This is a genomic window from Variovorax sp. 10N432, assembly GCF_056394465.1.
The window spans coordinates 50,527-63,287 of record NZ_JBFTHX010000036.1 but is presented as its reverse complement, the minus strand read 5'-3'; the positions used below and the strand labels follow the sequence as shown (position 1 = coordinate 63,287).

Here is a 12,761-nt window from a genome sequence, read left to right as displayed (position 1 = left end):
ATCGCGCTGGACGCCGGCATCAACGCGAATCTTCTGTTCACGTGGCGCCGCGCGCGGCGCAACTCGGCAGGGCAAACCCCGGAGCCGTCAACGCCCGTGCTGCTGCCGGTATCGATCGAGGGGCCGCAAGAAGTCGATGCCGTCGCGCCCACACCGGCGCTCGCGGCGGGTCGCCCCGCAACCGGTACGATCGAGATCGACATCGGAGGCGCTCGTGTGCGCCTTCGCGGTGTCGTCGATGACGCGACCGTCCGCTGCGTTCTGCAGTCGCTGCGCGGCGCCGCATGATCGGCGCGCCGCCCAACACGCGCGTGTGGATCGTCGCTGGCCGCACCGACATGCGCAAGGGCTTCGACGGCTTGGCCGCGATGGTGCAGACCGCTCTCGCGGCCAACCCGTTCTGCGGCCACGTCTTCGTCTTCCGCGGTCGACGCGGCGACATTCTCAAGGTGCTGTGGTTCGACGGTCAGGGACTGATGTTGTTGACCAAGCGCCTGGAGCGCGGTCGCTTCGTCTGGCCGCAAGCAACGTCTGGCAGCGTGTCGCTGACGCCCGCGCAGTTATCGATGCTGCTCGAAGGCATCGACTGGCGCATGCCGATGCGCACGCACGAGCCGGAACTCGCTGCCTGAACCACTGTATGAACTCGGCTCGGGGATGGCCCCGATGTCAAGGCGTGTTGAGCCGGGCACAGTAGATCCCTGTGACGACCACTTCGAACCCGCCCCAGACTGTCGATTCGCTGCTGCGCGTCGTCGAGGCGTACGAGGCGGAAGTGGCTCTCCTCAAGTTGATGATCGACAAGCTCAAGCTGCAGGTACTGCGGCGCGATCGCGCCCGGTTCGGAGCTTCCAGCGAACAGCTGGACAGCCCCCAGATCGCCCTGATCGAAGGCCAACCACTGGATGAACGCCTGGGGTCCAGGACGCCCCCGGAGAGGGACGCTGCCAGCGCGCCAGAATCCGATCGCAAGTTGCCGGCGCACCTGCCGCGCGACACGAAGACCTATCGCCCCRAGACGACCTCCGACCATCATGACGCGAACGGTCAGCAATGCGGCTGCATCGCTTGCGGTGGCCGACTGCGCCTCATCGGTCAGGACGTCTCCGAGCAGCTCGAGTACGTTCCTGCGCACTTCAAGGCGATTCGCCATGTCCGGCCGAAGCTCGCGTGCGTGGCCTGCGAGACGATCTTCCAGGCCGCCGCGCCGAGCCGGCCGGTCGCGCGTGGCGTTGCCGGGCCGGGGCTCCTTGCGCATGTCATGGTCTCGAAGTATTGCGACCACATTCCCCTGTACCGGCAGAGCGGCATCTACGCTCGCGACGGCGTGTTCATCGATCGCTCCACGATGGTCGGATGGGTCGACCAGGGCGATGAATTGCTCGACCCGCTGGTGGCCGCACTTGGGCGCTACGCGCTGGCGGGTGCGAAGGTGCATGCCGACGACACACCGGTGGGCGTCCTCGACCCGGGACGCGGGCGCACCAAGACAGGACGGCTGTGGGTCTACGTGAGAGACGATCGCCCGGCCGCGAGCCAGGATGCACCGGCTGTCTGGTTCCAATACTCGCCTGATCGCAAGGGCGAGCATCCGCAGGCCCACCTCAAGAACTTCACTGGCCTTCTGCAGGCCGACGCCTATGGCGGCTGGGGCAAGCTGTACGGCAGCGGTCGCGTCACGGAAGCCGCTTGCTGGGCTCACGCGAGACGACCGTGGTGGGATCTGCACCTGAGTCTGGGACGAGCGCCGGGCTCGGTCGCCGAGCAGGCGCTCAAGCGCATCGCTGCCTTGTACGCAGTCGAGGCCGACATCCGCGGCCAGCCGCCCGACGAGCGACGACGACAGCGCCAGGCACGCGCAGGCCCGTTGCTCGATGAGTTGCACGCCTGGCTGAGCGCCATGGTGGGCCGGGTGTCGGCGAAGTCGGAGATCGCCGCCGCCATCGGCTACTCGCTCACGCGCTGGAAGGCGTTGACGCGCTACGTTGACGACGGCCGCATCGAGATCGATAACAATGCTGCCGAGCGTGCGCTGCGCGGTGTCAGCCTCGGCCGCAAGAACTACCTCTTTATGGGATCGGACGCGGGAGGCGAACGCGCTGCGGCGATCTACAGCCTCGTGGAGACGGCCAAGATCAACGGGATCGATCCCGAGGCCTATCTGCGCGATGTGCTGACGCGCATCGCCGACCATCCCATCAACCGCATCGACGAGTTGCTGCCGTGGAACATCGGCCGACGCGCCGGCGACCAACGAGAAGCAGCCTGAGCATGGCGACCAAGGTACATCGGATCAAGACGTCCCCGGCAATCCTCCAGCTGCACATCGAGTTGCGCGGCACGAAGCCCAAGGTCTGGCGCCGCGTGCTGGTGCCCGAGACGATCACGTTGCTCAAGCTTCACCTGGTCATCCAGGCCGCGTTCGGATGGGGGCACTCGCACCTGCACGAGTTCATCGCCGGCGACGGCGAGCGCTATGGAACGCCCGATCCGATGTACGACGATCCTGGCTCGATCACCAGCGAGAGCACGCGACTGACCACCGCCCTGAACCGGTCGACGCTGAGCTATGTCTACGACTTCGGGGACTACTGGGACCACCGCATCAAGGTCGAGAAGAAGCTCGCACCGGATCCGCTGCTGCCCCTGCCGTTCTGCGTCGGCGGCGCCTGCGCGACACCGCCCGAGGACTGCGGCGGCATTCCAGGCTACGCCGACTTCGTCCAGGCCATGGCCGATCCCGCTGACCCGGAGCACGAGAACTTGGCCGAATGGATCGGCGTAGAGACCTGGGATCCCAAGGCGTTCGATTCCACCGAGGCCAACGACCGCTTAGCCGCGATCAAGCTCTGACGCTGCCATGGCGCGATCGACGAGGAATATCGAGACGTTGATCGCCGATGGAGGTGACATCAACATCGGCGCGCTGCCACCTCACGAGTGCGCTGCCACAGCGGCCGACGGCAGCAACTGCTTGGCCATGCTCGTGCGCCGTGATGGCGAGACCTTCAATGCGCTGCTCAAGCGCCTGGACAAGGCGATCGGGATGGCTTGGTCAGATGACCTCTTCATCGATGAAGTCAACGATGGCGAGAGCGATGCTGTAGTCGCTACGAGGTTCCATCGTCAAGAGGGCCTTGAGCGCTCGCTTACCGATCTGCGGGTCGACGCGGTTCTTCAGCAGCGGCCGGCGGGCGCGAGATCTCCTGCAAGGCCGCTTCGCCGCCCTTGTCGTACAGCTCCTTGCAGCGGTAGAAGCTGTCGCGCGAGTAGCCCATTACCCGGCAGGCCTGGCTGACGTTACCCAGCTGCTTGGCCAGCTCCAGAATGCCGACCTTGGCGCGAATGACTTTCTGTTCCTGTGTCATGGCGGACTCCTTCGATCTGGAGGCCGTGGTTCCGGCGACTACGGGCTTCGCCCTTCGCGCCGGGTTCGCGACCATGGAACCAAAGATAGACCACTGTCAGATTAAGTCCAGGCTAGTTCACATCACTGTCACGGCTTCGATCCTTGACGCGTTCGCCTCGACCGCGCGCGAACTCGATGTAGTGACGGTATGCGGTCTGCCTCCAATGGCTTGCTCGGGCCAAGTCGGCACTGACTGTTTGGATCGACACATTCCCGTCCACCGGCAGGCTCTCGCTACGCAACCGTCGCAAGATTCGCTCATCCGCCAGTAGCGGGGACTCCATCACCAATGTCGTTCCCAGAGCGTGACCCAGAACCGAAAACGCACGAACGATGCTCGCCCTAACGCTTGACTTCCGCAAGCCCGAATGGCCGGGCTGCAAGTGCAAAGTTCCCCGCGGGCGGCGCGAGAACACCTGGCGCAAATCGGCCTGCAGCACGTAGCCGTCACCCAGTGATACCCGGTCGTCGCGCGAAGAAGGATGGCGATGGCCAGCATGAACAGAAACAAGCCGGCGAGAAAGATGTCCTCGCGGCTGTACCAGCTGGGCGGAGCGATGAAGCGAGCCCACTTCACCCCGAACGTCAGTGTCGTCGCAACCAGTATGCAGACCGCCGGCGCCGCCCCCGCGCGGCATGCCAGGCCCAGGACCCACCGGTTCCACCGGGTTGCAGCCGTTCTCGCGTAGACAAATCGCTCCACAACAAACACGAAGAAATGAAATAGGCGTATCACGACATCCACTCTACCGGCTCCCCACACACAGCCGAGAAACGAGGAGGGCAGAGAGGTGGCAAGCATTCCCAAAGTAATTTACATGCAATCCGGCGCCATCAACCTCCAAACCCCTGCCCCTCCAACGGCACGCAGCAGGAGTCGGTCACGGTCCAGGGCCTGCTGGAGTCCAACGATGGGCAGGTCATCCGGTCAGCAGCGCTCAACGGGCACGGAATTCTTGTCCGACCCAGCTACATCCTCTACGACGACGTCGTTGCCGGCCGGCTAATACCGGTCCTGGACGAATGGGAGCTGCCCCGCCTCACCATCAATATCGCCTATCCGAGCCGCAAGCAATTGTCGGCGAAGGTTCGGTCGTTCATCAACTTCATGGCGGACGAGTTCGTCGCGAACGACTTCGAAAGGAAGTGGACAACGAGGATGTGAGTTGTCCACTTCCTCGGCGAAGGCGAGATCCACGCCCTCGTCGGGAACGGCCTCAGCCGGCGCGGTGAACCAGCTTGGTCTGGTCGATCCTGAACACGTCGCACAGCCAGTCGATCATCAGCTCCTGCCCGAGAGTCGGGTTGTCGTGCTGGCAATGCTCGGCGCCCGTTTCCTCTTCGGTCGTGAGGCGCAGCGTCGCATGCACCCCGTGGCGGGTCGCATACTCGTGAACCTTCTTCACTTCGTCCACGCCCAGCACGTCGTGGCCGCCGTGGATGATCAGGTAGGGGCAGCGCATCTTGTCCAGCACGCCGTCCAGCTTGAACGGCTTCGCGATCTCGGTGGCTTGCGCCATCGTCGCTGCGCCGAACACCCACTTGATATGACCGGCGAGCCCGTGGTCCTCGCTACGCGCTTTCCAGCGTTCGTGAATGTCCCAGATCGCGCCGTGAGAAATGCAAGCCGCGATGCGCGGCTCCATGGCCGCTGCCCGTGCCGCGTAGTAGCCGCCCAGGCTCGAGCCGCTGACGGCGATGCGGGAGGTGTCCACATCACCGCGCTGCTCTAGCCAGTCGATGCACTTGCCGACAGGCACTTCATAGTCGTGCCGGGTCACCAGGCCGTGGCGCCGCAGCGCGCCGCCCTGTCCGGGCCCGTCCACCAGCAACACCGAGATGCCGCGCTGGAGCGCGCCATGCCCGGTGATGAACCACAGTTCGTCCTTGAAGGAGTCGAGGCCGCCGACGGAGATCAGCACCGGTTGGCGATCGTCTCCGTTGGGCGAGCGGATGAAATAGGCGGGCAGCGACTTTCCCTCGTACGGAATCTCCACGATCTCCGCCTTGGGTGTGAGCTGCAGCAGGAACTTGCGGGAAGCCTGTTCGCATCGATCGAAGGTCGCAAGGCGACGCGGGTCGTCCGACTTCAGCCAGAACTCCGCTTCGCGATAGTAGTTCGCGGCGCGCAGCCAGCAGTTCATCGCCGTGCGCACATGCCGCAGCTGGATCGCCTCGTCGCCACGGCGATCGTTCCGCTCGGCGATGACCATCCACTCCTTCCACCAGCTTTCCGGATCGTTCGCGACGATCTTGCCGGCCGCCTGGAACACCTCGCTCACCGCGCCGCCGCCCTCCTGGGTTTCACCCAGGCCGCGCCGCAGCTGGTAGGAAAACCAGAAGTCGTCGTGCCAATGGTGCCAGCCGAACGGCTCGTAACTGGGCGGCTTCTTCTCGTAGCTCTGCATTCGCTTGGCTCCTCGTCAAGCCGCGGGCTTGATGTTGTGGTTCATGTTGAAAAAGTTGGTGGGATCCCACTGCGCCTTCAGGGCTGCGAGACGCGCGTAATTGCCGCCGAACGCGGCACGGACTCCGGGTTCGCCCTCGTCCTCGGTCAGGTAGTTGAGGTAGGCCCTGCCACCGGAGTACGGCAGCAGGCTGGCTTTGGCCGCATTCGCCCATGGAACGATGTTCTGCGGTGTTTCGTCCCACGCCAGAAGGCGATACGAGAAACCCGGCTGCCGCAGGCTGAACGCCGTCTGTGTTTCCGGCACGCCGACGACCCTTCCATGCATGAAGTGGTCCAGGGCGAAAGACCAGAAGGGTGAGGGCGGCGTCTCGCAGATGGCGACGATGCGGTCCACCACATCGCTGTTCGGTGGCCTGACGAAGCCTCGACGCGTGTAGGGCACACGGCGCGTCGGACGCGGCATCCGTTCGGGCGTCGTCTTGGCCATCTGCTGCGCCTCGAGATACGGCACGACGGCGATGGTGTCCGAGATCGGTGTGCCGAATCGCCGCATGGGCTCGACAGCCTTCTGCGCCTCTTGAAGCGGACCGCCGCAGCAGACGTGGACCGTGATGGCCGGTTCTTGCGTCTCCGAAAACTGCAGGATTCCTTTGCCGATCTCGATCGAAGCGTCGAGCGTGTCCGGTGCCGCCTGCATGAACTCTCCAAAGGCACGCACGACCTGGCGCAACTGGGACATCGGGTAGAGCAGCACGCCGGAAACGACCGGGCCGATGGGATGGAGGCGGTACTCCAGAGACGTGACGATGCCGAAATTCGCACCTGCGCCTCGAAGGGCCCAGAACAAGTCGGCGTTCTCGTTCGCAGCGGCACGCAGGAGGCGGCCGTCCGGGGTGACGACGTTCGCAGACACCAAGTTGTCGCAAAGGGCACCGTGCTGACCCATCAAGCGCCCCAGGCCGCCGCCAAGCGTCAGCCCCGCGATCCCGACGGACGGACACCCACCGAGCACCGTCGCGAGTCCATGTTGCACGGTCGCGCCGTCGACCATCCCACCCGTGAGGCCGGGTTCGGCGCGCAAGACTTTCGCCACGGGGTCGATGTCCAGCTTCTGCAGGCGGGTCAGGTTCAGCAGCACGCCGCCATCGGTCGCGGAATGCGCCGTGTGGCCGCCACCACGGATCGCGAGCGCCAGCCCATGCTCGCGGGCAAAGCGGACCGTCGCGGCAATGTCTTCGGGCCCTTGCGGCAAGACCACGAGGCCCGGCCGCTTGCCGACGAGCCCGAGGAAGTTGCCGATCGACGATTCATATCCCGCCTGCCCCGGCAGGATCGTCCGGCCCCGCAGCGAAGCCCCGAACCGGGCCACTTGCCCGCTCGCGATTGCTGCCACCGGCACCGGCTGGCTCGATGCGGAAGCCAGACCGTATCGCGCCGCCGCGGGCAACGCGGCTGCCGTGAGCGCGGTGGTCTTCAGGAATTTCCGGCGGTCCATTCCAGTCTCCTGTTACTGCGGCACGAAGCCGATGTTCTTGACCACCTGCCCCCAGGTGTCATAAGCGGCCAGGAACGTCTTTCCGAACTCTTCCGGCGTACCCGTGACGGGTTCATAGCCGAGGGTGTGCAGCTTCTCCTGGACGTCCGGCTTGCGGATCGCATCGTTGATGGCGACATTGAGCGCGCTGACGATCTGCGGCGGCGTTCCGGCGGGCGCGAAGATCCCGAAGAAACCGTGGACTTCATAGTTCGGCACGCCCGACTCCTTGAAGGTAGGAAGGTTGGGCGCTTCGGCCATCCGCCTGCCCGCGGAGGATGCCAAGGCCTTCAACCGGCCGTCCTTGGTGTAGGGAATCATCCCGGAGTAGGAGTCGAGCGCGAGGTCGATCTGCCCTGCGATCAGGTCGGTCGCGATCTGTCCAACGCCCTTGTACGGGATGTGGGTCAGCTTGACGCCTGTCCTGGACATCAACAGTTCCATCATGAGGTGCGGCAATCCGCCCTCACCGTTCGTGCCGAACGAATACTTGCCCGGGTCCTTGCGAGCCGCCGCAAGGAGGTCCTGGAGGGTATTCACCGGCAACTTCCCGTTCGCGAACAGGACCAGGTAGTTGGACGACACCTGGGCGACGGGCACGAAATCGCGGCGGACGTCATACGGCACGTTCTTGTAGGTGTGCGGCGCCACGGCAAACGCACCGAGTTGCCCCATGACCAATGTGTAGCCGTCGGGCGCGGAGCGAGCGACGGCCGTGATGCCGATCTGGCCCGATGCGCCCGCGCGGTTGTCCACCACCACCGGCTGGCGCAGGCTCGCGCCCAGCTTCTCCGCGATCAGTCGCGCCTGCGTGTCCGCGGCATTGCCCGCCGGATACGGCACGATGATCCGGATCGGTCGGTTGGGGAATGCCTGCGCATGCGCCAGCGCGCCCGCAAGCATCATGGCTCCGAACGCCACTGCGCCGGCCCAAGCGCGCACATGGTTGCGCACATGAGCCATGAAATCGATTCCCGGTTGCTTCGTCATCACATCACTCCTATGCCGCCATCGAAACAATCTTGCGCACGTCATCCGGGGTCCGGATGGGTACCGGATTGGTGTGCACCCACCTGTCCAGCATCGATTTGCTCGCGATCTCGTCGAAACGGTCTTCCATGAGGCCGACGTCACGGAGGCGGCGAGGCAAGCCGAGTTCGTCGATCAGCGCTGCGATTGCGTCGCCTGCTGCAACACCGGGCTGGCCGAGCGCTTCACTCAGCTCGGCCTGGCGGCCCGCCCCGGCCGCAGCGTTGTAGCGCAGCACGCTGGGCAGCGTCACGCAGGAGCAATAGCCATGGGGCACCCCCATCGAGCCGCCCAGCACATGGCCGATGCCATGGCTCGCGCCCATCGGGACGCCCGACCACATCGGAATCTGGGCCAGCCACATGCCGTTCTGGCACATGGCACGCGCATCGGCACAATCGGGTGCGGCCTTGCTTGCGCGCAGGCCTTTGGCCAGCATGGGCAGGGCGAGCAAGGCGCACGCGTCGGCCATCGCATTGCCCTGCAGCGAGCAGTACCCTTCCACCGCATGGTCCACGCAGCGGATGCCGGTGGACATCCACGTTTCCATCGGCGTGTGAAGCGCCAGATGCGGGTCCAGCACCACGCAATAGGGGATCAGGCCCGGGTGGCGAATGCCCTGCTTGAGCTTGCGAACCGGATCCGTGGAGCCGGCAGTCGGAGAGAACTCCCCGCCGGACAGCGTTGTCGGCACCGCGATGTGGCGAATCGTCGGGCCGCGGAAGTCGGGCGCCGTGAGCGCGCCGGTTTCCGGGTTGGAGCGAAGCAGGAACGGCTCGAAGGCGTCCAGGTCCGGCAAGTTGTGCTCGAGGCAAAGGCGAACAGTCTTGGTCGCATCGGTCACGGAACCGCCACCGACGCTCACCAGCAGATCGGCACCCGCGTCGCGAGCCGCTTTGGCGGCAAGCAGAACGGCGTCGCGCTGCACGTGTTGCGGGATGGCGTCGAAAAGGCCCGCGTAGCGCCCTCCCAGGCGGGTGCGCAGCTTGCCGATCTCGTCGGAATTCCGGTTCAAGCTCCCACTGACCACCAGGAAGACCCGTCGAGCGTCGATTCGCTCGACCTCTTCGGCGACAGCGTCGACGAATGGGGTTCCGAAGACGATGCGTTCCATCGCAGGAATCGACATGCGTCCCGAACGCAAGTGGGGTATTGCCGCCGCCATATCCTGGGTGCCCATCGCTTGTTCCTCGTTCAGTGTTCGCGGGAAGTAAGCCCGCAGTACGCCCAGTCTAGGGTCGGCACCTAGCAATACGTAGAATATGTTCCATTCGAACTTTTCATAGGTTGGGTTTCATGGATCTGCGGCAGATGCGTTCGTTCGTGGCCGTGGCACAGCAGGGCAGCCTGGTGACGGCGGGTCGCCTTCTTCAGTTGTCCCAGCCCGCCCTGAGCCACCAGATGCGCGCGTTGGAAGAGGAGTTCGGCACCCTCCTGCTCCTCAGGCATGCACGAGGCATCACATTGACCGCGGCCGGCGAAAAACTGCTTGCAGAGGCGCGCGCGATCGTGCGGCAGGTGGACCGGCTGCGTGCCACATTGGCAGCGGAGAGCCCCGAAGCGAGAGGCGAACTCGCCTTCGGCGGGCCGCCTTCGTTCGCCGAATCGCTCTTCCCCTCCGTCGTGCGGAAGTACCACGCGCTGCACCCCGAAGTGCTGCTGAAAATGACCGTCGAACTGACGGGCGAACTCGAGGTCCTGCTGCTGCGCGGCGACATGGACCTTTGCATACTCACCGACCCCGCACCGAACAAGAAGCTCTCCGTCACCCCGCTGGTCACCGAGGATCTGTACTTGGTGGGCCCGCCGGGCAGCCCCTTGCTCAGGCGCCGCGAACTGGACGCATCGGACCTGGCCGACATACCGCTCATCGTTGCCGGGAGCGGCAATTTCGTGCGCGCGCGGCTCGAGAAGCTTGCGCGTGAGGCGGCCGTGTCGCTGCGCATTGCCGCTGAAGTCAACAACCTCGGCGTCCCGTTGATCGGCCGGTTTGTGCGCGACGGGCTCGGCTATGCGCTGTTGACCAAGCGAGCCGTGACGGAAGAATTCGGCCCCAAGGAGATCGCGTTGGCGCGTCTCGCGGGCCTTTCGATGAATCGCGTCCTGGCGCGGCGTGCGGACGTGCCGCCCTCGACCGCGAGCCTCGAGATGATCAAGTTCATTCGAGAGGAAGCAAACGCTTTCGCGCGATAGCGCGCTATCGCGCTCACGCAGCTGGCCAGATGCTTGTCCACGGCGCGCAGCCGGCTCTCCACCATCCTGCTGCGGATCGATGCCACGAAGACCGCGCCGACCACCGCCCCCGACTTGTCGCGCACGGCGCGCCCGATGGCGGTCACGTCGGTGGCGGAGGATCCTTTGTCGATCGCAAAGCCGGATGTGCGAGTCTGAAGGACGCGCTGCCGCATGGTCTTTTCGCTGAGCCTGTAGCGGCGCATCTGGGGCGAAACGGCTTTCAGCACGATGTCGACTTCCGCATCCGGCAACACCGCGAGAATGGCCAACCCGCCGGCGCCCATCCCGAGGGGATGCCGGTCGCCCTCTCCCTGGGTCATCGTCTGGATGGCGAAATTGCCCGCGATGCGCGAGAGGCAGACCGACTCGAAACCACTGCGGCGCAACAGGAAGGCCATGTCGCCCGTCGATCGGGCGGGCGTCTCCAGCTCCCGGTAGGCAAGCTCGCGGAGGTTCGACTCGGGCAAAGCCGCCAGGCCGAGTTCATGCAGCAAGGGGCCCAGCCGGTAGCCATGCATGGCGGGTCCCTCACAAGCATTCTTTCCTGCACCAGCCGCTGGAGAAGGCGGTGAGTCGTGGACTTGTCCAGTGATGCCATCTCGGCGAGGTCGATCAGCCTGAGGTTTCGCACGTGACGCCGCGCAGCCGATCGCACTCGCGCTCGAGGGCCCCCGACCGAACACCGAGGGAATTCCCGTAGCAGGAAACAGCGCCTACTGACAGCCATTTGACAGCTTCATGCTCCGACCATCGATGCCCTGAGTGGGGATTCGGCCACTCAATTTCAAGGCTTCACATAACAGGAGACAAACGCATGAAGGTTTTTACTTTTGCTCGGACTGCGACGGCTGTCGCGAGTCTCGTCGTCTTGGGGCTCGCGGCATGTGGCGGCGGTGGCGATAACGCTCCGCTTTCCCCCCCGGCGGCGACCACCGGTCCGGTGGCAACTACCCCTCCGGCGGCGACTACCGCACCACCCGAAGTGCCAGCAGACCCATTGGCCAAAGCTCCGGCCGAGGTTCGCACGACCTGGTTTGGCATCAGCAACTGGCACTATCAAGTCGGCGAACTAGGCTTCATTCTCGATGGCGAGGTGGTCAACTCTGGAAGGTCCCCGACGCCGGCGGCGGTCACCAAAGCACTGACAGCGCTGAAATTGCGTGGCGGGGTTGATTTCTTCTTGGTCGGCCACGAGCACGGTGACCATGCCCTCCAAATTCCTGAATACGCGAAGCAGACAGGCAAGCCAATCTATGCACCTAAGGCTGTTTGCGCTGCGGTGACCTCTTATGGAAACCCTGAGAGCCAGTGCACACCGATTAACGGCGGCGAAACGCTCAAGATGAACGACTTCGTCACTGTGCGCGTCGTGAGATGGCTGCACAGTCTCGATTGCGACCAGATTGGTACGGGGTCCGAAGGGGTAGAGACCTTTGGGTTCTTGATTACGGTGCAGACTCCTGAAAAGGACAAGGTGTTGACCATCTATGCCTCGGACAGCGGGGCAGGCGGTCAGGACCTGTTCATTCCACGAGTCGTCGGCAAGGGAACTGCTGTGGAGAAAACTTACGGAGCGCCATTCACCAATCTCGCGGACGCTATTCGTGACGCGAATGTCAAGAACATTGACCTCTGGCAAGGCGGTCCTGAATCGCGCGTTGTGAATCAGGCGCGTGTACTAATGCCAGCCTTCAACATCAAGTACTTCCAGCCTCATCACCTCGGTACTCGCGCGACGTTGGTGGATGGCGTCAGCGTCGGCTTCAAGCTGGAGTACGGTCTGCACTTCCCCTACCTCCCGAGTGAAGTTCCGAAGTTGACCGCCTTCATGCAAAGTCAGGGGGTCGAGGCCCAGAACCCGTCGAACTACTTCGACGCTTGGATTCTGAACAAGGACGGCTTCAAGACCGCTGACAATACTGACGTGAAGGCGATGTATGGCCTCCCGGCTACCGGCCCAGGACCCGGCAAGCAAGGGCCCAACCCGCGGTCAGGCCAGCTCGAATGTCTTAACGATTGACGCACGCAAGGCTGCCGGAGTTCTGCTTTGCTTGTCGCATCCGACTTCGGCAGCCGATAATGCCCCTATTGCTTCGTTGAATCGCTGGCGGATAGTTCGCTGATTGTGCATGTGACCCAGAACT

At 64.3% G+C, this 12,761-nt stretch carries 9 protein-coding genes and 5 pseudogenes; 7 read left to right on the top strand and 7 right to left on the bottom strand.

Translation table 11 applies throughout. The features are described 5' to 3' along the window. The 4 genes and pseudogenes from AC1DF3_RS29260 to AC1DF3_RS29245 form a co-directional block, all read left to right on the top strand. Positions 1 to 288, top strand: a pseudogene (locus tag AC1DF3_RS29260) (IS66-like element accessory protein TnpA); the annotation flags it as partial. After that, complete coding sequence (gene tnpB / locus AC1DF3_RS29255) at positions 285 to 632, top strand: IS66 family insertion sequence element accessory protein TnpB (protein ID WP_478141712.1); 348 nt, start codon at positions 285 to 287, stop codon at positions 630 to 632. The pseudogene AC1DF3_RS29260 and the gene tnpB, both read left to right, overlap by 4 nt. Positions 633 to 703: 71 nt before the next feature. Continuing rightward, positions 704 to 2,269, top strand: coding sequence for an IS66 family transposase (tnpC, locus tag AC1DF3_RS29250; RefSeq protein WP_478141711.1), 1,566 nt, complete (start codon positions 704 to 706; stop codon positions 2,267 to 2,269). 2 nt (positions 2,270 to 2,271) lie between these two features. Next, the gene (locus AC1DF3_RS29245; protein ID WP_478141710.1) at positions 2,272 to 2,853 is read left to right on the top strand and encodes a plasmid pRiA4b ORF-3 family protein; all 582 of its coding nucleotides are present in this window, start codon (positions 2,272 to 2,274) and stop codon (positions 2,851 to 2,853) included. A gap of 286 nt (positions 2,854 to 3,139) precedes the next feature. On the opposite strand, the pseudogene AC1DF3_RS29240 reads toward AC1DF3_RS29245, so the two are convergent. Then, positions 3,140 to 3,368: pseudogene (locus AC1DF3_RS29240) on the bottom strand (helix-turn-helix domain-containing protein); the annotation flags it as partial. A gap of 921 nt (positions 3,369 to 4,289) precedes the next feature. Here AC1DF3_RS29240 and AC1DF3_RS29235 point away from each other — a divergent pair. Further along, positions 4,290 to 4,574 (top strand): annotated as a pseudogene (locus tag AC1DF3_RS29235) (LysR substrate-binding domain-containing protein); the annotation flags it as partial. A gap of 52 nt (positions 4,575 to 4,626) precedes the next feature. On the opposite strand, the gene AC1DF3_RS29230 reads toward AC1DF3_RS29235, so the two are convergent. The 4 genes from AC1DF3_RS29230 to AC1DF3_RS29215 are packed head-to-tail and all read right to left on the bottom strand — an operon-like array spanning position 4,627 to position 9,496. Further along, complete coding sequence (locus AC1DF3_RS29230; RefSeq protein ID WP_478141709.1) at positions 4,627 to 5,817, bottom strand: alpha/beta hydrolase family protein; 1,191 nt, start codon at positions 5,815 to 5,817, stop codon at positions 4,627 to 4,629. 15 nt (positions 5,818 to 5,832) lie between these two features. Continuing rightward, positions 5,833 to 7,314, bottom strand: coding sequence for an FAD-binding oxidoreductase (locus tag AC1DF3_RS29225; RefSeq protein WP_478141708.1), 1,482 nt, complete (start codon positions 7,312 to 7,314; stop codon positions 5,833 to 5,835). A 12-nt stretch (positions 7,315 to 7,326) separates the two neighbouring features. Continuing rightward, a complete protein-coding gene (locus AC1DF3_RS29220) occupies positions 7,327 to 8,343 on the bottom strand; it encodes a Bug family tripartite tricarboxylate transporter substrate binding protein (RefSeq protein WP_478141707.1) in 1,017 nt (338 codons plus the stop codon). 10 nt (positions 8,344 to 8,353) lie between these two features. Then, positions 8,354 to 9,496 carry an iron-containing alcohol dehydrogenase gene (locus AC1DF3_RS29215; RefSeq protein ID WP_478141706.1) on the bottom strand — a complete coding sequence of 381 codons (1,143 nt, stop codon included), beginning with the start codon at positions 9,494 to 9,496 and terminating at the stop codon, positions 8,354 to 8,356. A 182-nt stretch (positions 9,497 to 9,678) separates the two neighbouring features. Between AC1DF3_RS29215 and AC1DF3_RS29210 the strand changes: the two genes are divergently transcribed. After that, the gene (locus AC1DF3_RS29210) at positions 9,679 to 10,575 is read left to right on the top strand and encodes a LysR family transcriptional regulator (RefSeq protein ID WP_478141705.1); all 897 of its coding nucleotides are present in this window, start codon (positions 9,679 to 9,681) and stop codon (positions 10,573 to 10,575) included. A gap of 14 nt (positions 10,576 to 10,589) precedes the next feature. On the opposite strand, the pseudogene AC1DF3_RS29205 reads toward AC1DF3_RS29210, so the two are convergent. Both AC1DF3_RS29205 and AC1DF3_RS29200 read right to left on the bottom strand, forming a co-directional pair. Next, a pseudogene (locus AC1DF3_RS29205) lies at positions 10,590 to 11,135 on the bottom strand (IclR family transcriptional regulator); the annotation flags it as partial. A gap of 14 nt (positions 11,136 to 11,149) precedes the next feature. Beyond that, positions 11,150 to 11,344: pseudogene (locus AC1DF3_RS29200) on the bottom strand (helix-turn-helix domain-containing protein); the annotation flags it as partial. An 87-nt stretch (positions 11,345 to 11,431) separates the two neighbouring features. Here AC1DF3_RS29200 and AC1DF3_RS29195 point away from each other — a divergent pair. Continuing rightward, complete coding sequence (locus tag AC1DF3_RS29195) at positions 11,432 to 12,637, top strand: MBL fold metallo-hydrolase (RefSeq protein WP_478141704.1); 1,206 nt, start codon at positions 11,432 to 11,434, stop codon at positions 12,635 to 12,637. The last annotated feature ends 124 nt before the right edge of the window (positions 12,638 to 12,761 follow it).